Source organism: Arthrobacter sp. SIMBA_036 (assembly GCF_046535135.1).
Classification (GTDB): Bacteria; Actinomycetota; Actinomycetes; order Actinomycetales; family Micrococcaceae; genus Arthrobacter.
Genome location: NZ_JAWRXG010000009.1, coordinates 43,445 through 63,968 on the forward strand (window position 1 = coordinate 43,445; position 20,524 = coordinate 63,968).

At 62.5% G+C, this 20,524-nt stretch carries 21 protein-coding genes and 1 pseudogene; 1 reads left to right on the forward strand and 21 read right to left on the reverse strand.

Annotated elements, in window-relative coordinates; genetic code table 11:
- Positions 1 to 31: 31 nt before the first annotated feature.
- The 19 genes from SB659_RS13175 to mpaB all read right to left on the reverse strand — a co-directional run bounded on the left by SB659_RS13175 (position 32) and on the right by mpaB (position 17,776).
- Complete coding sequence (locus SB659_RS13175) at positions 32 to 2,002, reverse strand: ABC transporter ATP-binding protein (protein ID WP_410550692.1); 1,971 nt, start codon at positions 2,000 to 2,002, stop codon at positions 32 to 34.
- On the reverse strand, positions 1,999 to 3,735 hold the full coding sequence (locus tag SB659_RS13180; RefSeq protein ID WP_284978082.1) for an ABC transporter ATP-binding protein: 1,737 nt from the start codon (positions 3,733 to 3,735) through the stop codon (positions 1,999 to 2,001). The genes SB659_RS13175 and SB659_RS13180 overlap by 4 nt, the downstream gene beginning before the upstream one ends.
- 98 nt (positions 3,736 to 3,833) lie before the next feature.
- Positions 3,834 to 5,390 (reverse strand): CHAD domain-containing protein, encoded by a 1,557-nt coding sequence (locus tag SB659_RS13185; RefSeq protein ID WP_410550693.1) that lies wholly within the window; start codon positions 5,388 to 5,390, stop codon positions 3,834 to 3,836.
- Between the two features lie 142 nt (positions 5,391 to 5,532).
- Positions 5,533 to 6,153 carry an SRPBCC family protein gene (locus SB659_RS13190; RefSeq protein WP_410550694.1) on the reverse strand — a complete coding sequence of 207 codons (621 nt, stop codon included), beginning with the start codon at positions 6,151 to 6,153 and terminating at the stop codon, positions 5,533 to 5,535.
- Positions 6,154 to 6,287: 134 nt separating this feature from the next.
- The gene (locus SB659_RS13195) at positions 6,288 to 6,638 is read right to left on the reverse strand and encodes a hypothetical protein (RefSeq protein ID WP_284975108.1); all 351 of its coding nucleotides are present in this window, start codon (positions 6,636 to 6,638) and stop codon (positions 6,288 to 6,290) included.
- 127 nt (positions 6,639 to 6,765) lie between these two features.
- A complete protein-coding gene (locus SB659_RS13200) occupies positions 6,766 to 7,029 on the reverse strand; it encodes a hypothetical protein (protein WP_410550695.1) in 264 nt (87 codons plus the stop codon).
- Entirely contained in the window at positions 7,026 to 7,184 is a 159-nt protein-coding gene (locus SB659_RS13205) for a hypothetical protein (protein ID WP_284978085.1), read from the reverse strand. Before SB659_RS13205 ends, SB659_RS13200 begins: the two co-directional genes overlap by 4 nt.
- A gap of 421 nt (positions 7,185 to 7,605) precedes the next feature.
- Positions 7,606 to 7,791, reverse strand: a complete 186-nt coding sequence (locus SB659_RS13210) for a hypothetical protein (protein ID WP_284975111.1) — start codon at positions 7,789 to 7,791, stop codon at positions 7,606 to 7,608.
- A 30-nt stretch (positions 7,792 to 7,821) separates the two neighbouring features.
- Positions 7,822 to 8,526 (reverse strand): hypothetical protein, encoded by a 705-nt coding sequence (locus SB659_RS13215; RefSeq protein ID WP_410550696.1) that lies wholly within the window; start codon positions 8,524 to 8,526, stop codon positions 7,822 to 7,824.
- Positions 8,527 to 9,303 (reverse strand): hypothetical protein, encoded by a 777-nt coding sequence (locus SB659_RS13220; protein WP_284978087.1) that lies wholly within the window; start codon positions 9,301 to 9,303, stop codon positions 8,527 to 8,529.
- Entirely contained in the window at positions 9,300 to 10,010 is a 711-nt protein-coding gene (locus tag SB659_RS13225; protein WP_284978088.1) for an ABC transporter ATP-binding protein, read from the reverse strand. The genes SB659_RS13220 and SB659_RS13225 overlap by 4 nt, the downstream gene beginning before the upstream one ends.
- A complete protein-coding gene (mpaP, locus tag SB659_RS13230; protein ID WP_410550697.1) occupies positions 10,007 to 11,692 on the reverse strand; it encodes a daptide biosynthesis intramembrane metalloprotease in 1,686 nt (561 codons plus the stop codon). Before mpaP ends, SB659_RS13225 begins: the two co-directional genes overlap by 4 nt.
- Positions 11,689 to 12,834 (reverse strand): YcaO-like family protein, encoded by a 1,146-nt coding sequence (locus SB659_RS13235; protein WP_410550698.1) that lies wholly within the window; start codon positions 12,832 to 12,834, stop codon positions 11,689 to 11,691. The genes mpaP and SB659_RS13235 overlap by 4 nt, the downstream gene beginning before the upstream one ends.
- Positions 12,834 to 13,661, reverse strand: a complete 828-nt coding sequence (mpaM, locus tag SB659_RS13240) for a daptide-type RiPP biosynthesis methyltransferase (protein ID WP_410550699.1) — start codon at positions 13,659 to 13,661, stop codon at positions 12,834 to 12,836. Before mpaM ends, SB659_RS13235 begins: the two co-directional genes overlap by 1 nt.
- A gap of 82 nt (positions 13,662 to 13,743) precedes the next feature.
- Positions 13,744 to 13,881 (reverse strand): daptide-type RiPP, encoded by a 138-nt coding sequence (locus SB659_RS13245; RefSeq protein ID WP_284975118.1) that lies wholly within the window; start codon positions 13,879 to 13,881, stop codon positions 13,744 to 13,746.
- Positions 13,882 to 13,949: 68 nt separating this feature from the next.
- Positions 13,950 to 14,075 (reverse strand): daptide-type RiPP, encoded by a 126-nt coding sequence (locus tag SB659_RS13250; protein WP_284975119.1) that lies wholly within the window; start codon positions 14,073 to 14,075, stop codon positions 13,950 to 13,952.
- A gap of 196 nt (positions 14,076 to 14,271) precedes the next feature.
- Complete coding sequence (gene mpaC / locus SB659_RS13255) at positions 14,272 to 15,504, reverse strand: daptide-type RiPP biosynthesis dehydogenase (RefSeq protein ID WP_410550700.1); 1,233 nt, start codon at positions 15,502 to 15,504, stop codon at positions 14,272 to 14,274.
- Complete coding sequence (mpaD, locus tag SB659_RS13260; RefSeq protein ID WP_410550701.1) at positions 15,501 to 16,790, reverse strand: daptide-type RiPP biosynthesis aminotransferase; 1,290 nt, start codon at positions 16,788 to 16,790, stop codon at positions 15,501 to 15,503. Before mpaD ends, mpaC begins: the two co-directional genes overlap by 4 nt.
- Positions 16,787 to 17,776, reverse strand: coding sequence for a daptide biosynthesis RiPP recognition protein (mpaB, locus tag SB659_RS13265; RefSeq protein WP_410550702.1), 990 nt, complete (start codon positions 17,774 to 17,776; stop codon positions 16,787 to 16,789). Before mpaB ends, mpaD begins: the two co-directional genes overlap by 4 nt.
- A 974-nt stretch (positions 17,777 to 18,750) precedes the next feature.
- On the opposite strand from mpaB, the gene SB659_RS13270 reads away from it, so the two are divergent.
- Positions 18,751 to 19,350 (forward strand): hypothetical protein, encoded by a 600-nt coding sequence (locus SB659_RS13270; protein ID WP_410550808.1) that lies wholly within the window; start codon positions 18,751 to 18,753, stop codon positions 19,348 to 19,350.
- Here the strand turns inward: SB659_RS13270 and SB659_RS13275 are convergent.
- A pseudogene (locus tag SB659_RS13275) lies at positions 19,348 to 19,603 on the reverse strand (LacI family transcriptional regulator); the annotation flags it as partial. The gene SB659_RS13270 and the pseudogene SB659_RS13275 sit on opposite strands and share 3 nt — an antisense overlap.
- 390 nt (positions 19,604 to 19,993) lie before the next feature.
- Positions 19,994 to 20,509 carry an HIRAN domain-containing protein gene (locus SB659_RS13280; protein ID WP_410550703.1) on the reverse strand — a complete coding sequence of 172 codons (516 nt, stop codon included), beginning with the start codon at positions 20,507 to 20,509 and terminating at the stop codon, positions 19,994 to 19,996.
- Positions 20,510 to 20,524 lie beyond the last annotated feature (15 nt).

The following is a 20,524-nucleotide window of genomic DNA, read 5'->3' on the forward strand; positions in this document are numbered from 1 at the left end:
TACTCAGACCTGCTCACCCGCTAGGACCTGTTCAAACCTCCGCAGCTGGCGCCGCGAACTGGGCCTCGTACAGCCGGGAGTACGCCCCGCCCGCTGCCAGCAACTCCGAGTGAGTCCCCTGCTCGACGATCTGCCCCGCCTCCATGACCAGGATGAGATCGGCGTCCCGGATGGTGGAGAGCCGGTGCGCGATGACGAAGCTGGTCCTGTCCGAGCGCAACGCGTTCATGGCTTTCTGCACCAAGACCTCCGTCCGGGTGTCCACGGAGCTGGTCGCCTCGTCCAGGATCAACACGGACGGCTGGGACAGGAACGCCCGGGCAATCGTGAGCAACTGCTTCTCGCCCGCAGAGACGTTCCCACCCTCGTCGTCGAGCACTGTGTCGTAGCCTTCGGGAAGGGACCGCACAAAACGGTCAACGTACGTGGCCTCTGCGGCCTCGAGGATCTCCGCCCCGGACGCGGTGGGACGACCGTAGGCAATGTTGTCGCGGATAGTCCCGCCGAAGAGCCAGGTGTCCTGCAGGACCATGCCCATCCGGGAACGCAACTCCTGCCTGGACATCGTGGCGATATCCACGCCGTCGAGCGTTATCCGGCCGCCGTCCAGATCGTAAAAACGCATCATGAGATTCACCAGGGTGGTCTTGCCGGCACCGGTGGGGCCCACGATCGCAATGCTCTGCCCTGGCTCGGCGACCAAGCTGAGGTCCGAGATCAGGGGCTTGTCCGGCGAGTACCGGAATGACACGTTTTCAAAGACCAGCCGTCCACGTGCCGCTCCCGAGCGCTGTACCGGGGCCGGCTCGGCGGATTCTTCTTCCTCGTCGAGCAGTTCAAAGACGCGCTCGGCTGAGGCAACCCCGGACTGCAGCATGTTAGCCATGGAGCCGAGCTGCGCCAACGGCTGGGTGAATTGCCGCGAGTACTGGATGAAAGCTTGGACATCGCCCAACTGCATCGCGCCGGAGGCCACTTGCAGGCCGCCCACTACGGCGATTCCGACATAAACCAGGTTCCCGATGAATGTCATGGCGGGCATAATCAACCCGCTCACGAATTGCGCCCCGAAGCTCGCTTGGTACAGTTCTTCGTTCTTGGTCCGGAACTTTTCCTGCACCTCATTCTGGCGGCCAAAAACCTTCACGAGAGCATGCCCGGTATATGTTTCTTCAATTTGTCCGTTGAGTTGCCCGGTGTTCTTCCATTGGGCAACGAACATTTTCTGGGAGCGCTTGGCAATCAGCAACGTGGTGCCGAGGGTCAAGGGAATGGTGACCAAAGCGATCACGGCCAGCAAGGGCGATAGCACCAGCATCATCACCAACACCCCGAGCACCGTCAGCAGCGAAGAGACCGCCTGGCTGATTGATTGCTGGAGGCTTTGCGAAATGTTGTCCACATCATTGGTGACGCGGCTCAACAGCTCACCGCGCTGGATGGAGTCGAAGTAACGCAACGGGAGGCGGTGGATTTTCGCTTCGATCCGCTCACGCAGGCGGTAGACGGTCCGCTGCACGACGCCGTTGAGCACGTACGCCTGCAACCAACCGAACGCTGCGGCCAGAATGTACAGGCACAACACCCACAGAAGCACCGAGGACAACGCACCAAAATCGATGCCGGCGCCGGGGGTGAGCGTCATGGCGTTCAACATATCGGCCTTGCTGTTGTCCCCGGATGCGCGAAGTCCCGCCACCACTTGCTCTTTGGTGACACCGGCCGGCAGTTGCTTGGACACGATGCCGGCGAAGATCAGGTTGGTGCCTTGGCCGAGCATCCGTGGCCCGATCACGGACAGCGTCACACTGACCAAGGCAAAGAGGAGCACCAAGGTCAACCACATGCGCTCGGGTCGCAACGTGCCGAGCAACCTGCGGGCGGACGCGCCGAAGTTCGAGGCCTTCTCCGCCGGGATGTTCATGCCGGCGAATGGTCCGCCACGGCCCGGACCCATTGGCGGCCGGCCGGGGCCCCGGGAACCTGCTGCAACGCCGCTCATGCTGCTTCCTCCGCTGCAAGTTGTGAGGAGACGATTTCCCGGTACGTCCCTGACGTATCCAGCAACTCGTCGTGCGTTCCTTGCCCAACGATCCTGCCGCCGTCGAGCACTAATATCTGGTCGGCGTCCGCGATACTGGAGACGCGCTGGGCGATGATCACCATGGTGGCACCGTTGATGTGGTGTTTGAGGGCTTGGCGGAGCCGCGCGTCCGTCGCGGTGTCCAAGGACGAGAACGAGTCGTCGAAGATGTAAAGCTCAGGCCGTTTTACCAACGCCCGCGCGATCGCCAACCGTTGCCGCTGGCCTCCCGAGACGTTGGTGCCGCCTTGGGCGATCGGGGCATCCAGGCCGCCCTCCATTTCCCGCACGAAATCTTCGGCTTGGGCTACCCGCAGCGCTTGCCAGAGCTCGTCCTCAGTGGCGTCGGGCTTGCCGTACTGAAGGTTGCTGCGCACCGTTCCGGAGAAGAGATAGGGCTTTTGCGGGACCAAGCCGATGTGCCCCCACAGCAGGTCAGGCTTCAGTTCGCGGATATCCACACCGTCCATCTGTACCGAGCCTGACGTGGCGTCGAATAAGCGTGGCATCAGGTTGACGAGGGTTGTTTTGCCCGCTCCGGTGCTGCCGATGATCGCCGTCGTCTGCCCTGCGGCGGCGGTGAAGGACACCCCGCTGAGCACCGGCTGCTCGGCACCGGGGTAAGCGAAACCAACGTCGTGCATCCGCAGTTCGCCACGCCGGGCGCCGGGGAAGACCACCGGGTTCGACGGCGGCTGGACGCTGGAGCTGGTGTTAAGCACCTCACCGATGCGGTCGGCAGACACGGAGGCGCGCGGGATCATGACGGCCATGAACGTTGCCATCATGACCGACATAAGGATCTGCATCAGGTAGCTCAGGAACGCGATCAGGGTACCCACCTGCATGGACCCGTCCTCGATCCGGAAGGAACCGAACCAAATCACCGCCACGCTGGAAACGTTCATCACCAACATGACCACCGGGAACATCAGCGACATCAACCGCCCGGCCCGCAAGGCGACGTCGGTGACGTCACGGTTGGCACCGGCGAAGCGTTCAGTTTCCATGTCTTCCCGGACGAATGCCCGGACCACGCGGATACCGGTCAGTTGCTCGCGCAGCACGCGGTTCACGGCGTCGATCCTGACCTGCATTTTGCGGAAGAGGGGGACCATCCGGGTGACGATCAGCCCCACCGCAACCAAAAGGACCGGCACGCACACGGCAATAAGCCACGACAGTTGGGCGTCTTGCCGGACCGCCATGATGACCCCGCCAATGCTGAGCATCGGGGCGGCGACCATCAAGGTGCAGGACATCAGCACGAGCTGCTGAACCTGCTGAACATCGTTGGTGGAGCGGGTTATCAGGGAGGCGGCCCCGAACTTGGTGACCTCCTGCTCGGAGAACTCGCCGACACGGGTAAAGATGGCGTCCCTGAGATCGCGGCCCATCCCCATGGCGGCCTTCGCTCCGAAGTAAACAGCCACCACAGCGCAGGCAATTTGAAGCAAGGTGATGAGCAGCATGAGGCCACCTGTGCGGAGGATGTAGTCCGTGTCTCCGGTGGCAACGCCGTGATCGATGATGTCGGCATTAAGGGTGGGCAAGTACAAGGACGCGATCGACTGCGCCAACTGGAAAATGACCACCGCAATCAGGAGCCGTTGGTGTGGCCTGAGGAAGCGGACAAGAACATTCCAAAGCATCGGATCTCCCATAGCGTGTGTGGACCGAAGGCCAGTTTACGTCTGGTTGCTGTGGGCAACTAGGGAAGTTGCCGCAACGGGAGATTGAACCTTGCCGGCTAGCCTGAGGACTTCTTCAACCTGAGTTTCCGAGCTTTCTTTCCACGCCGCAAGTAGTCCTGTTGGGCGGCATCCGCGGCCCTGCGTTCGACGCCGTGAAGCACACCGTAGGTGAAGGCACTGGGCCCGGCATCCGATGCCTTACCCAGCGCGAGCAGTTCAGCCCGCAACATTGCGCTGTCTTGGTGCTGACCCAGGATCGACTGGATAGCGTGCGCAGCCTTGGCCATTTTCGCTGCGCGTTTTCCATGCACGCTTTCAGCGGCGGCAGCGGCAAACCTCAGCTTTTTCGCCGCCTTGCGGACGTTATGGAAGGCCTTATCGCGTTCAGGCCCGACGGCGGCCCCCACCGCTGCCCGGTGCCGTTTAGCAAGGCGTTTAGCGGCTTTGTTGACGCGCGCCGCAGTAGTCTTGCGGGCCGGCGTCGTGCCTTTGGGAGCAACCGGTGGCGTGTCCAGGAACGCGTCAAGGTCATCCAAAAGCTTGAAGTAGCGGTGGCTGTCCAAGCGCGCGCGGATTCCCGCCATGGCTGTGTCGGTTCGAACGGCCATGCGTTCATCGAGTTCATCCCGCACCGGACCCAGTAGCAGCTCGCCCGGAAGTGCGTCGATGTCCCGATGGAACCGCGCATGGAGCACCTCGGCGTCGCGGAAACGGCCCAGGACTTTAGCCAGGGACTTCAGCTCGGCCTCGAGATCGCTCACCGGGGAAGGGAGGAAAAGCTTGTTATACGTTTGAAGGACCGAGCGAATGCGCCGGGTCAGCGAGCGCATCTGGTGCACGGAGTCGTCGCGGCCCTGCCGTACGTCCACATCCTGGGTGAGCAGCTGCGCAACTTGGGCTTCCAGGTAGTGGAGGACGGGAACAACCGCGGGACCGGCCGTACTGGGCACCTCCCGGCCCGCGCCTTGGGGCCGGGGCCATGACTGTCCCAATGTGGTTGCGAGCTTGGACGTTCTAGCACTTGGAATCGCGCCCACCTCGGCAAGGGGTCCGGTAACGGCGTCGAGGAATGCCTGGGCTGCTTTCTTGCCCGAGCCGTCGGCGGCCAGCTCCACTTCCCATTCCCGCCAGGAAATCTTAGGGCCGGGTTGGTGATCGGGAACGCCATTGGGAACGCCTGCGCGGACGTGGTCGTCCACGAAGTCGGCAACGCGGTGGCCGTCGGCTCCGTACAGGGCATAGCTGGTGCGTTCTGTCGTGAGGGTTGCAATCGGCGCCAACTCCTTGCCCCGCGTGTACGCGAGGACCCGCTGGGCTAGTTCTTCCGGCACGGCATCCGCGCGGCCTAGTGGGGCGTGGACTTCCCGTCGATCCCCTGAAGGCAACGGGAGCTTGAGGTGCCAACCGGCGTCGGGCCCGCCGGTACGCCGACGCAGCGTGATCCGGCGCCGCGCAAGCGCCATGTCCCGCGTGTCAAAGTAGATCGCTTCCAAGGTGTGGATGGCCGGGTCACCCACTCGCTCGACGCCGTCGATCTTCCCGAGCGCCGGAAGCGGCGTGGCCGCGTCGACGTCGAACTTCCGCTCGGTTTCCACGTGGCTGGACGTTGCCATGGCAGTGGGCCCTCCTTGGTGCAGTACTGCGGTTGTCTATCTGTTAATTTCCTCTGTTAAAGCAGTCAGGGCCAGCCCCCAATACTGGTGGCCGGCCCTGACGTCTACCTCGGTGAATCACTGCGATCAGGTCTACAAGACCTTACGAATCGTGGGGCCGGGCAGGGTCTACGAATCCGTCCTCGGCTGCAGGCGCTGCGAGGTCCGGGTCCGTCGAGGGCATGCCCATGGCGGTGGGCACGCCGCTGGGACCGAAGTCGCCGTCGACAGCCTGCACGTGGTTGACCTCCACGCCGGTGTCTTCGACGTCGCCGCCGGACACCGTGCCGCGCCAAGCACCGGTTTCGCGGCCCTGTACCTCAATGAACTTCTTGAACTTGTCCAGGTCGGCGCCCACGCGCATACTGTCCACGCCAAGAGCGGAACCGGCCTTTTCGGTGAGCGTCTCAGGCTCCCAAATGATCTCCACGTTGACCCGCGTCCTGCCCCCGTCAAGGGGTTCGAAGCTCACGGTGCCACCGTTTCGGGGACCGTCCACGCTCGCCCAACTCACCAAGGAGTCCGGGACCTGCTCAACGATCTGGGCGTTGTACTCGCGCTTCACGCCACCAACGTTGGTTGAGAAATGCAGTGCAGTCTCATCGATCTGCTCCACGGACTCAACGCCGTTCATGAACTCAGGGAAGGTTTCGAACTGCGTCCACTGGTTGTAGGCAACAGATACGGGGACATCTACTTCGATTGATTTATTGACCGTGGCCATAAAGGGTGCTCCTTCGAGCGAGTCTCGGGTGCTGATGTCTAGCGGCACTGCTCTTGGCGGCAGTGCTAAAAAGGGGCCCGCCAGGCGGCTGGCTGCTTAACCGATGGCGCGCCGGTGCAAAGGGCTTTGCAGCCTTATCCTGCGTCGAAATCCTCGCCGTCATCGTTAGGCGATTTTTCCTCGGGAAGGTCGTTACCGCTGCCGTCCGGCAGGGATGCTTGCTCGCTCTGGGTCTGCTCGTCAATACCGCCCAAGCGTCCTGCCCCCGGCTCTCCTGCGCTGTCAGCGTCTTCCGGATCCAAGTGGCTCAGGTTTGGTGCACCCGTTTGGTAAGTTTCGCCGTCGGGGCTGTCTTGGCTCAGGCCTGCTTCGGAGAGATCCTCCTCGACACGGGGCTGCGCTTGGCCTCCGCCTGATTCCTGCTCAGCTGTGGGGGTGCCGTAGCCTCCCACTTCCTCTTCGGGTGTGGAATTTTTCTCGTCCATGTGACCTGTCCTTTCCAAAGTGGTGAACGTGTATATGGATATTAGTAAGCATACTGACAAACTGGGCGTTTCACCAAAGAGCAAGGCCGCGGCCGGGAAACTCCCGCCGCGGCCTCCCCGCCCACCATCAATCCGTGGGATTGGTTTCGGTGGTCAATCCACGATCATCCGTGGTTTGTTCGTCTTTTTCTTCGGCGGGCCCAGGCGGACTGGCCGACGTGCTCTGTCCGGCGTCAACGGCGTCCGAATTGTCGTCGTCGGACCCGCCCTCCGGCGGCACCTGACCGCTAACGTCCGGCGTCGCCAGGTCCCTCGGTAGGGGGTGTCCCGGCGTCTTGATACCGTCGTGCACTTGGTCGGTGCCGGCCAACTCGCCTGGATCAGTTGTCATACGCGCGACCGGCCCCGTCCCAGAACCCAGCCAAGGAGGGCCAGCACAAGCAGGATAATTCCTACCCAAAGCAGGAAACCCAGGGCTTGGTTGAGTCCGCCAACAAGCAAGAGGACGATTGCAATGACACCGGCAATCACCAGTAGTGTGTTCATTGAGCTACGCATCCCTTCATTGAATTTTGACTATTCAGGAAGGCGTCCGCTGGTACCCCTCACGGAGCGCCACCCATGCCAACGGGCACCGATCGGAGAAATTATTCTCCATATTGCTTACGTACCCCTCCGAATAAGGTTCAAACCTCCCATTTTCGGAAAAAAACGTTCACAGCTTCATGATAAGAGCGCGTTCGAACGTAGCACAGCCCTATTTGACAGTAATTTTAGGTGGCCTTGACGGAATAGGCTCCCAAGACCCCATCGAACTCGAGGAGACCTGGCAACCCGCATGGGGCGATGCGGGAGAGCGGCGACATGAGTGAACCGTATCTGGGCCGGGAGCAGCCGGGTTTAACATGGCTGCCGCCGCCTGACATGTAGCGCTGCGCCTCCCGGTTGGGCAACGCGAGGCCCACCACTACTCACTTCGATCGGCCTTTTGCTCAACGAGGTATTTCCAAAACACAACAATGGCCGCAACAATGCAGATAATCCCCGAGACGGTGGACCAGAGTGACCCGTTGGTGTTTGAGAGAAACAGGTAGGCCGCATAGAAAACGAAAATCAGCGCCAGCAGAAGCCATACCAAGGGTTTACGATTCACAGTTACTTCCTTTATTTGTTGGGCAGTTTGTCAGGTGAGGTCGCGCTTGGAAAACACGAGACAAGCCGCCGTGGTGATCATTAGAAGCCAATCCACAGCTCCCAGCAAAGACGCCGACGCCGGTATGTGGAGGGCCAGTTGCTTCGCCCAGGCAAGGGACTCGACCGGGAAAAGCAATGGCCGGATCTGTTCCAGCGAGTCCGGCAGCAAACCCGGAAGCACCAGCGTGGCCGGTACCACGAACAGGCTTACAAGGTGGTTGCGAATGAGTGACCCGAAGGAGAATCCCCAGAGGCCGCCGATGCAGGCGATCGATACGAACGCCAGAACGGTGCCCATCCCCTGCCCTGTTGGTTTGGACGTGGCCGATAGGAACAACCAAACACCGCCACCGATTGCTCCGCCGCCAAGCCCTGTTGCGAGCGTTGCTGTGGCTGCCCGCCCAGTGAACACCGCCCCACGTTGAAACAGGAGCACCCGCCGGGCGATGCACCCGGCACCGAAATCCCGGGTAAAGGAGAAAGAGCCTACGACGGCGGCTCCGGTCAGTGTGAGTGAGAACGCTGAGTCGAGCAGGATCGTCACCGTTCCCGGCGTCGGAGTATTCGCCTCGAAACCGGAGGCAACAACCAGCAGTGCCATGAACGCGGCCACCACAAGGACCCCAAGTGCGGAGCTTTTCCACAACCACGGCCGTTGTAGGTCCGAAAGAAGGGCAGGGACTGCAGCACCCATTCAGCCCTCCCGGCCCTTCACAACCCGGGCCGCGCAGGTTGCCAAAACGGCCACCCAGGCAACAGAAACCAGGAGAGCCGGGAATGGCCGCAGCAAGTGGTCCAGCGGCAGCGACAAGATTCCCGCCAGCGCCCCGGAGGGGAGCCACCGGCCAATACCCGGCTCGTTCACGATGAGCGGCAACTCAAGGGCGAACGGAACCACCAAGGTGAGTAACGCCGTCGCGTAGTAGTTCCGGACGATCCAGCCCAGCGAGCACCCCCACAGTGAGCTCAAAAGCGAGGCCACCAGCAATCCGGGCACTTCACCCAGAGACTCGGAGGTGAGGAGCTGGGCGCTCGTTTCGCTGGGCACGGCCAAGAAGATGCTCCCACCCCAAAGGAGAACTCCTGTTGCGGCCGTGGTCAGTCCTACCACCGCCGCGGCAGCGTATTTCGCAACGAACACTTGTGTCAGTCCGGACATCACCACGCTCCGCCGGAGGGTCCCGTAATAAGCCTCCCGCGCCACCAGGTAGCTTCCGGCGAAACCTGCCACAGGTGCGTTACTCGCCGCCAACGCCCAGAATGTCTGGATGTTGGTCGCCGCTGAGAGTGCCCCCGAGTTGTCCGGCCAACCCAGGAAATTGGCCACGAACCACGGAACCAAGCCGCTGAAGGCCAGGACCCCGAGGACCGAATACCCGCTGACATAACGGAGGAGCTCTGAACGGACGCCCCGGGACAAGACACCCTCGGTCAGGACACCTCCGGACAGGGATGAACTGTCCGCGTTCACTGGGTGGCCGCCAAGATCTTGAAGTATGCGGATTCCAAGCTGCCGCCCCCGAGCAGTTTGGCTTCTTCCAGCGATCCCATGAAGAGGGTTTTCTGCTTGAGGATGACCACGTGGTCAGCGATCTGCTCAAGTTCCATGAGTTGGTGGCTGGAAACCAACACGCTCCCTCCCGCTGCGGCAAAGGATTTCAGGAAGGTCCGGAGCCACTGGATACCCTCCGGATCAAGGCCGTTGGCGGGTTCGTCGAGGACCAAAAGCTGCGGATCACCAATGATGGCCGAGGCAATTCCGAGCCGCTGGCGCATACCCAGAGAATAATTCTTGACCTTCTTATGTGCTTGGCGCGTCAGGCCCACCTGCTCCAACACGCGGTCAACATTTCCTCGGTCCACACCGGCAGCAAGCTGGCAGACGCGCAGGTGCCGGCGGCCCGTAAGCGCTGGCTCAATATCCATTCCGTCGAGGTTGACGCCTACCCTGGTGGCCGGCCGGCGGAGTGCCCCGTATGGGCTTCCAAAAACGGTTGCGCTCCCTCTAGTAGCCTCAAGCAGCCCCGTCAGACCCGCGAGTGCGGTACTTTTCCCGGCACCATTGGGGCCGATAAGCCCCACCACTTGCCCGGCCAGTACATCGAATGTCAGGTTTTCGACGGCGAACCGTCCCCCTCTCTTCTTACTGAACCCTTCGAATCTGGCATGGACGGTCATGGCTGCCCTTTCGTCGGTTGGTGCGTCTGTCCGGTGCGCGGCCACAGTGGCGAATCCGCCACGGTCTCCCAGAGCCATTGGGCCAAGGTGGTTTGCCGCTGGCTCGCCACTACCGCCCGTCCGGACGCAGGAAGATTCGCAGCATTTGTGAGGATGCCCGGGTACGCCGCCACGGCCAGGCTCGTCCCGCCGAAGTGGACGGGCACCACCGTCTCCAGCGGGGCCGTAGCGTTCGACGGCGGCTGGTCGCCAACGGTGGCCGTGCCGAGGTTGCGGTGGATGATCATCCCTTGGGATTGCAGCGCCACGTGGTCCCCGGCATCCAGGTGCTGATTGCTTGCTTCCAGCGGCACCACGATCCTCAGTTCGCCATGCACCACTGTGTATCCGGCAACGGTTTCCGGTTTCACAGGGATCAAGAGCAACAGCGCCCCGACGGCTAACGTGCCTGCCATAACGCCCCAGCGCCGCCACCGAGGACTGCCTTGCCTGGCCGCCGAGAGGAAGAACCGGGCAGCAGCTTTCACTACCAGCACCACCATCAGGCCCAGGGCCAAGAACACGGCCACATAACCGGCAAGTCCCAGTTGGAGGAAGATCGGTACGAGCCGTTGGAAGCCAACAACCATGAAGGCGATCCCGGAGATGAAACTTGCCAGCCCGAACCACGGAAGGATTCCCTTGCTCCGGAAGCTCGGGGCTGAACCCAAGACCCGGTGGCTGACCAGTTCAGCGAGTGCCTCCAGGGACTTTTGCCGGAGGTGGGGGATGTCCACGGCGGACATGAGGGCCACATATCCGTCCAGCTTGATGAACGGGAACAGGTTGAGGATGGCCACGGCGTAACAGATCGCTCCGTACAGGATGGTGGCGTCCTTGGCGGAAGACGCCGCAAGGAGGGCTTGGCCTGCGAGCGCAACGCTTCCCAGCAAGAGATGGACAAAAGGTCCGGCCAAGGCAACGAGGACTCGCTGCCTCCGGGAACGCAGCCGCCATCCGTCAGTGACATCGCAGAAGAAGGCCGGCGAGAAGTAGAACAGCATGATTCCGATGCGCCGCGGGGTCCCACCGAAGTACGTGAGAGCCATGCCGTGGCCGAGTTCGTGCAGGAGCGTGGAGACGAACATTGCCACTGCAACCATCAGGTATGCCTCAAGCGGAAGCGGTTCGGAGAGAACGCGCCAGATGCTCTGGCTTGCACCTGCAGCTCCGACGATGCCGCCGCACAGCAGGGCTCCGAGGAGGACTGCTGAACTCGGGCGAATCAGTGCTGCGACGCCGGGCCGGAGGAACTGCAGAAACGGAGCAGGGTTGAAGAGTGTCAGCTGTAGCGTCAAGGGTGCTTTGAACTGGAGCCGCCGCGTGGTCCCTTGGCGAGCGCCGACGTCGAAAATTCCGGTGTGTGCCAAGTGGCGAACCACACCCATGACGTCAGCCGCTGTCCACGGCTGGCCCAACTGTTGGGCCACGTGTGCGGGATCTTTGCGTCCGTCCACGGCCTTCAGAACGGCCGCGACGTCGGCTGAGACGCGGGCTTTCGGCACGCTGTTGATGGAAACTATCCAGGGACCGCCGTCCTGGAGGGGCTCATCAATGGAGGCAGCGGAAGCCAATTGCACCGGCCACTGCGCAGCACCGAGCTTCGCCCTCTCCGCGGTGCGACCGTTATTTGCCGCCTTCATATCAGCGGGTGTGGCACGGAGCGGATGGGTGAGCCCGGCAGCTTGGACTCGTCCATGGTCAGGGGTATGGCCCCGGAGCACACGGCCTTTCCTGTAATCCAGCCGAGTCGCTGGATCTGCACGGGAAGCCTGTGCGTCAGGTCCACCCACTGCGGGCGGATCTTTCTGGACGCAAGGTAGCTCACCAGCGTTTCGACGTCGGGCGCGGTGCCACCTTTCGGAAGCGACGCCGACCGGAACGATTCCGCCCAACCACGCAAGTGCTCAATCGCCGGCTCGGTGGTCCAGAAGGCGGCGCGTGATTCGTCGTCGGACACTGCGGAGACGGGAGCTGATGGCTGTTTCCTTGCCAGGAACAATGCGCGGATCTGGAGTCCCTCCTGCAAGGCGCCGCGCAGCGCTGCGATCGGGTCCGACGATGCTTTGATGCCCACGGCTCCGAAGCGCCCGCGACCGGTTTCACCGATGATGATGCACGCGGCCGTTTCCAGCGGACGCCCGCTATGCGGAACGAACGCGAGGATCGGTTCGACGCCGGCCCGGTTCGCCGCGTCCAGCAACGACACAAGAGTTCGTGCACCGGGTTCCTGCCGAGCTTCCGCGCGAATGACCGCAACGTCTACGCGGTTCAGTGGGCATTGCTGATGCCAAGCTCCAAGGAAGGCATCCCGCTCCAATACTTCCGAGAGCCCCGATATTTGCGCGAACGTCTGTGACGGGCCCGACGCAGCGCCGTTCGGCGAGGGATCGAAGGACGCATCCCAAGTGTTCTGCTGAGTTGCTGCGGGCGCATAGTCCACCATTGGCCCGGGGACCCGAGACGGTTCCCTGGTGATTAGGTCGGTAGCCCAGTACCAGGGGACGCCGTCGGACTCCACCAACGGGGCAGAGTCCCCACGCATCGGCACCAACGCGAACCGCTCGACTGCCTCCCCGGCTCCCCTGGTCAGGGAGGCTCGCCGGTTGACGTCGAAAGCGCCGACGGCGGACGCGAGACTGCGGGACTCAGTATTCGCGAGCAGCCCAACCGTTCGCCACAGGCCCACGTCATTGGGAAGGTAAACCGTGGACTCGGACACGAGGCCCAGCGCAGGATCAAGGGTGCGGAGAGGATCGAGGGTGGGGAGAGGATCAGCGTTCATCAGCCACACACCCACAGTTCGACGTCGTACTGACCGGGTACACCGCTGGTGATCCGCACTGGCCGCCGTTCAAAAATCCTGAGCCCCGCGGAGGCAATCTCCTCCTCAATGAGGTCGTTGCTGACAAAGGCAACCTCGCTGGTATATGCCGAGGACCGGTACGTGCCTCCCTCGTTGAAGCACACGTGGATCATGGTCACCCTGCGCGCGCCGTTGACCGGATCACGGTTCTCCACGGTGACCAGGAATGAGTCCTCGCCGATCGTCGAAACGGTGGTGCCGCCGTCGTTCCATCCGGCGTCCTCGCCGTAGCCTTCATTGCCGTCCGCGTTAAGTACGGTCAGCAGGAAGCGACCCTCCGGCGCCAGGCATTTCCGGACGCGGCGGAAGAGTTCATGCCGCCCGGCCGGATCAAGGAGAGTGATGGAACTGGCGCCGAGAACGACGCAACCGTAGGCGTCGTCGAGCTCGAAACGGGACATGTCGGCCTCAACGAGTCGAACTGCCGCAGCGCGCGGATTGAAGGCGCGCGTAGCCACTCTCTCGCGCAACAAGGAGAGCATCTCCGGCGAAGAGTCGACGGCGGTCACGGGACGCCCCAGCGCCAGCAACGGACGCGTGATCCGGCCCGAGCCCGCAGCCAGTTCGAGGATGGGGCCACTGGTTCTTTGCGCGGCGCCGAGTATCTCGGGGAGTTCGGTGAGGTCGTTGGCTGTGACTTGGTCGTAGAGGCGTGATCCCGAGACGCTGTACAGGTCCTCGGGCGGATCGACGTGGCCCAGGACCCGCAGGATGGCGTCGGCGGTCTTATCGGATGCGATGTTCATCAGCTCGTGTTCTCCGGGAGGTTGGACATGGAGGGGGTACACGCGGGCGGGGGCGGAACGTTGCACCGCCCGCGTGTACCGGCTAGGTAGCGGCGATTCCGACGACGATGCCGGCGATGATGATCACGTCACCAACGCGGATGTACCACGGTGTATCGTCCGGGGTGTCGAGGTTCTCCAGCTCTTCGATGCTCAGTTGGAGATTCGATGGTGCGTTCATTGATTCCTCCTTTCTGGTGCCTGTGTGGGGAGTGGTGCCGTGTTGGCCGTGGCGCCGTAAAGCCCGGGCTACGTGATGCTGACTGCGATCAAGCCCAGCGCGACGCCTTGGGAGACCCCGATGAACCAGTTGTTGAAGTCCGGGGTGTCCATGGACTCGATTTCCTGGATGGAAATGTTGAGTTGGTCCTGCATGTTCGCTCACCTCCCTTCTTCGCGAGTTGAATGGCTCCGCATGGACTGGCGGCCGCTAGGTGATGCTGACGGCGATACCAACCAGCGCCAGGCCAACGGTGATCCCCGTGGATCCGCTCGCTCCAGTCATCCGGGATGTCCAGGCTTTCCAGCTCCTGGATGTGGAGGTCCAGCGCTTTCAGTGCAGTGCTGCTGTTCATGTGCTCACCCCCTCTCCCCTGCCACTCGTAGGTTGCCCTTTGGGCATGGCAAGTTCGGTGCGGCTGCCACCCTCAGTAGTCCCGACCCTCAGCACGTGCTGGATCTGGGCCACATCGATGCCGCGCAGCATGGGAAGGACTCCACCCCAGCTCTGGATGGCGGCGACGCTGGTCTGCATCAAGGCCTCTTCGCTGAGGGTCGGGAGCTTTGCGATGCCCCAATGGCGCGTGAGTTCGTTGATGCCGCTGGCCGGGTTTGATGCGAGAGTCGGTTCTACTTCCCTGACTGCCGCCCACAGTTCATCAAGGCGCCCACGGTCACCCCAGGCTGCGGCGCCGTTCACGATCTCTTCCCAAATGGGCCCGATCACGGTTGCCGTGGCGGTCATCTTGCGGACACCCATGACGTAAGCGAGTTCGTTGGCCACGTACCAGTGCTTGGCACCGTAAGGATTCCGACCCGTGAGCGACCAACCGGTGTGCGTCTCCATGCTGAGGCGGGCCGCGGCCAGCCTCATCTCGGGGGCGTCGACGTGGGCGAGCCGCAACCCCAGCCGGATCATGCGTTGCATCAGCGAGTAGGCGTCGTCGTCAAATCTGCTGGCACTGCTGCCCGTCAGGGTTCCCGCCACCCTAAGGAACGCCTCGAGCAGACCCTCCAGGACCAGGTGCCGCGGCAGGGTGGCGAGGTGTCCGCCGTCGAGCACTGCCACGTCACCCGAAAGGTGAGGCGAGGCTATGAGGCGGCGTCCGACGGCGGTGTCCAGGCATGCGACCCCGCTGACTTCCGCACCGGTCCCCACGGTGGACGGCAGGAGGACGGTTTTGGGACGTTCCTCGATGTTGCGGATCGGGGGCAAAACCAGCAGGCCGGAGCGCTTCGCATGGACTTCGGCGAAATTGGCCAGCGTTGGGTCGGCGGTGAATACGGCGGCGAGCTTCACGGCGTCCAACACGGATCCGCCACCGAGCCCGACGACTGTTTGCAACCCTTTTTCGCGGATGAAGTGGCCCACCTTCCGGAGGGTTTCGCGGGTGACGGGCATCGCGTCGAGGCCAAGAACCGGCACTCCTTTGAGGCCGCCGGCAAGGAGCCGCTCCCGGTGTTCCGGGAGTGCGTTGTCCACCACCAGGCCGGTCCGGCCGCGGGTGAGCGCGCCGACGTACCTGGCGGACACTCCGTGGTCGAGGATGACGCAGCGCGTATTCCACGTGCGGTCGGCGATCACGCGAACACCCCATCGCGCTTGGACCTCGCCAAGCCTGCCGCGATCGCGCGGTGTAGTTCCTCGAAGTTTGCTGCCGTGTAGGTAAGCGCGGGCAATAGTTGGATCCGACCCGGTCCCGGCTGCACTATGGCTCCCGCGCAGTGGATGCGTTTGACGACGGCGAGCACTGCGTTGGCGGAAAGGGGCAATCCGTTATCCGTGAGGAGCTTGATCCCCCGCATGCAACCACGGCCGGTGGAGTTGCCCACGCCTTTGCTGGCTTGAAGCTCGGTGATGAGCTTGTCCAATCCGGCTGACACCTGCTTGTTCAGGGTTTGATGGTCCAGCCTTGTCATCTCCTCGATGGTGGCCAGGATCGCGGCGCAGGTAGCCGGGGTGCCGGCTTGGGTTTCACCGTGGACAAAGACGGCCTCGTTCTTGTCGAAGGCGTCCGTGACACGTTGCGCGATCAGCAGTGCCGCGCACGCGCTGGTCCCGTTGGTGAGTCCTTTTGAGGTGACTACGACGTCCGGCGCTTCCCGCCATTCATCGGACGCGAACCAGCCGCTGACGCGGCCGAAGCCTGTGGCGACTTCGTCGGCGACCAGGAGGAAGCCGTGGTCCTCTCGGTGCCTCATAAGCTGTTCGATGAAGCTCGCCGGGACCACTTCCGCCCCCGATCCGAGGACCGGCTCGATGATCACGGCGGCGATCCTGTTGCCCTCCCTGCGCATCAGTAGCTCCAGTTCAGCGCCGTCGTCGTCGAATCTGATGTGGCGGATATTCCGCCGGTCGACGCCGTACATCGCCTGGCCGAGCTCGTCACCGCTGAGGGCTTGGCTTCCGTAGGTGAGGCCGTGGTAGCTGCCGCTGAGGCCGACGACGAGTTTCCGCTCAGGCTGTCCATTGAGGACGAAGTATTGCCGGGCGAGCTTCATGACGGCGTCGTTAGCGGCCCCGCCCGAGGTGGAGAAGACGACGCGCTGACAGGGGTGCGCGGGGAGGTTCAGGAGTGCGGTGGAGGCATGGATGGCTTGGCGGTGGGCTGTGCGGAAAAGGGGAAGGTAGGACGCAGTCTCGAGTTCTTTGTGGATGGCCGCCGCAATGCGTGGGTTGCCGTAGCCGAGGTTGGCGTTCCACAGTCCGCTCTTGGCGCACAGCCTGCGCTGCCCGTCCTCGAAGGTGACGTAAACGCCGTCGGCCTTAACAGCTGTATAGGTGTCCGCGGCGAAGTCGTGCTGGGTGACGAGCGGGACCCACAGCGGAAGTTGCGTCCTCGGAGTCGGGAGAATGGGCGCCACCGTCATGAGCGGGTACCGAGGATGTCGATACCGAGCTGCGCAAACCGGGCGAGAACCGCGTGCGCGGACTCTTCCGCCGTCGCCGCTGTGACGTTGAGCGCAGGGGCAACTCTGGTTGCCGCCGCGCTGACGTTCCCTATGTTGGAAACGGCCTCGATGATAGCTGCGGCGTCCTGACCGATCTTGAACAGCCTGCCCGTTGCGGTGTCCAGGAGGGTGTGTTCCATCCCCCTCTTGAGGATGAAGGGTGCTGTTGCTTGAGCGAGAGGGTCGCTGGTGCTTGCGCCGTAGAGGCTGAGTCCGAAGCCGACCAACCTCGTGCTTTCGCGGTCTTGCCGGGGAACGAACTTCCAGGCATCCAAGGCGGCGAGGTAGCGCGGGATCCAGGACTTGGCCGCGAGGGAATCCTGGATGTCCCAGGGATAGTAGACGGCGGCAACAGCAGATTCCGGCCGGAGCGCGATGGCCCTCACCCGGAGATCGGTGATGACATCCCCCACCCGGCCGATGGTGGTTCCGTAGGGCCCGGTGCGGATGGACCCGTCCGCGGCGATGTGGAGCCGGGCCAGCATGAGGGTGTCTCGGGTGCCGCCGCTGAGCAAGCCCCGCTCTGCCAGCACTGCGTTGACCTCAGTAAGCTGCTGCACGAAGTGGCCGGAGATGCGGGCCTGTTCTGCGTCGTCGAAGAATGCTTGCCAGTCTTGCTTGGTGGTTATCCTAACGACGGTCACGCCCACGAGGTTCACGAACGCTATGGCCAGGTAGTCCTGGATCTCCAGGTTCAGGCTGCCGGCCACCAGCAGTTCTTCGCCGCCGACGTCGAACGATCCTTGGACCGGGACTATCTCCACGTCCTCCTTGTCCCCGTTGAGGACCAGAATGGTGGAGCCCTCGCCGGCCAGTGTCTTCGCGTAGGCCGCGTGCTCGGGACTTTCGACGAAAATGACGTGGCCGGGGATGCGACCCGGGATCCCTGTGATCCACTGATCCACAGCGGCGGCAATGGTATGTTGCTCAGTCAGCTTCAATGACCCAACCCCCAATAGTTGTTCACGTGTTTCCTGCTGCGGTCCCGGTGGTGATCCGGGGTCCGCGCTCTGGGAAGGACACTATGGGCGGGTGGAGCGGCCACAGGGTTGGATGGAGAAAACTAGGTGGTGAAGGGGCGGGAATTAGGGGTGAATTGAGGGCACCTAGGGGTTGGTTGGGGGTGGGCTAGGTGGTGCGCTCTCTTTCCCGTCGTGGCGACGTCCTGAACTGTGGGTCGGCCGTCCCAACGTTCTTCCACCAGTGGTTCCGCAGGGGAGCCGGCCACTTCACCACCTAGGCGGCTTTGAAAACCACCCAATTTCGCCCCCTTGAACTCCTAGAGACGCCCAAAACACCACTCATTTTCTGTTCCTGGCCCTCGTGAGTGCACTCCTGTGGTTCATGCTGAACTGCGTCGGGATTCTTGATCGAGCGCATGGGGGAATCCGACGATTCGCAAAAGTTGAGTTCAAGGAGAAGAAAATGAACTGGCAGCAAGTTTGCTGTGTGGACGGGTTCCCGGGTCACGTCATGGCCCGCGACGATGTTTTCGCGCATTGTGGCGACCAATGAAGCTCTTGACGCTTACGGCGGCTTGCCTGTTCTTCATCACAGCTGTTACTGCGCTTTTCAGCAATCATCTGGTGGCGGTACTGGCACTGACGGCTGCAGTTGCCATGGTCGCGACCTACGTGTTTTCTAGTCGGCAAGGCAATCGTTGACCACCCTGGGGCCGCGCCAAGCGCTCCGTCGGGCTCTCTAGCTTGGACGCCCTGACCCGCAGGTCAGGGCGTCCACACCTTGCCGATCTTTCTTCCAAGACCCGCTGACGATCGATCCGTCTGTGAACTGCTCGACAATGCGGCGATATCTAGGGGGTGGACGCGGACTGTCTAGGTGGTGCGCTCTCTTGCCCGCCCCGCTAGCTTCCGTGCGCATGGAATCCTTCACGTGGGCCAAAGCAACCACGACCGGTCAGGAACGCGCGAAGGTAGCCGTTCTACTTCCTGGGTCCGGCTACCCGGTTGAGGGGCCGGTACTCTTCTGGTCAGGCGAGATTCTGGCTGCACTCGGATGGCACGTCCAGGCTGTCCGCTGGACGCCCGGCGACGCTCCCAGTGAAGATCCGCACTCGTTTGTGACCCAGGCCGCCGAGCTCGCGTTTGCCGCAACGCCGCAGGCTGCCCAACGCTTGATAGTTGCGAAGTCTCTCAGCACACTCTCGATTCCTTGGGCAGACGCGGCTCAAATCCCTGGCATCTGGCTGACTCCCCTGCTGACCGACGGTCTGGTCCGGGCTACCCTCCCCGGCGGATTCTCCAAGGACGACCTCTTCATTGGTGGATCCGAAGACAGGCTGTGGGACGGTGGCGGAGGACCCGACGACGCCGGAACCTTCTTTGAAGTGCCCGGCGCGGACCACTCGTTGCAGATCCCGAATGATTGGAGGGCGTCCCAGCGGGCGCAGGCCGAGGTGTTCGCTCGTATCGAGGAGATCGTTGTCGGGTTGGCCAAAAGCCCCGCCAGACGGTTGTAGCTGCTGGTGGCGATCCAGATCTCTGTCGGTCGCTGCGGTGGGTCAACGTAGCCTGAGTCCGCGACTGCGTCACCGACACCTCGAAACACTTCACTGATCACGAGGGAATCGAGGTTCTTGGCGAGGGCGAGGACGCGCATGGTCCGGTCTCTTCTGAGGTCCCGTGCCGAGGCAAGCGGGCGGTAGCCGAGCTGATGGATGTCGGCGTTTACTTCTCCTTGGCCGCCTCACTGATTGCCGGGCTTCCATTCAAGACGCGCCACGCCGTCCCTACGAAGACACCGGCAGTCCCAGCGACCTCCTGTACTGTCGACCGAGCCGTTCGATTATCCTTCCGCGAGCAGTGACGAGGGTCCTGGCCGCCACCGCCACCGCCCTGCCCGAGGGGCTCCTCAATGTGGTCGGAGTGCTTAACGGAACGTTGAGCTATCTAACGGCTTATGCAGGGCCTCACCGGAAACGCCCTCAAGAATTGCTTCCATATGGGTACAGCTGCGACGGATGCCGCGTCGCAGGTGTACCGGAGTGCAACGGAATCAACGACAGGCATCGTAGCCACCGCTAAGTTGAGATGCATTCCATCTTTCCGAGTATGCATCCCAACGGCTGTGGAGAAGGACGCCTCAATGACCGTAGCGTCTCTCTAGCCGAAAGTGTCCCACTCGAGGCCTGTGTAGGGCTGTTCACCCGGGCTCACAAAGCCATCAAGTCGAACAAGTAAGCGAAAATGATATCCCGCATCCACCCCGTTAGCCTGTTCGACCGACAGTCGATAACCGCGGTGGTCGTCTAATACGTCCTGAATGAATTCAGCTAACGGATCCGGAACAAACCCCAAAGTGAGTCCGTCATTATCCTCGACTTGTACGGCCAAGGCATTGACAGCATTATGTGGATCCCGGCGCAACACTAGGCGATCCCTGGGCTCCAGGTGGGCGATCCGATCTTGCGCCTCCGCACTGCGGTGTCGAACGCCGTGAACGAGGAACAACTGCGAGAACGCTCCATCTGAGGCTACCCACGGCATGGGTACCAACTCGATCGTGTCCCCTACGCGCTGGCCGCCACTGCGGTTGAGCACTTCAAAGGGTGCAGCGTCCTCCGGCAGGCCCAAGGCTTTCAACGCTTCCGTTCGATCCGGCCGGCGGGCCGAAATCACTCTCTCTGCAAATAT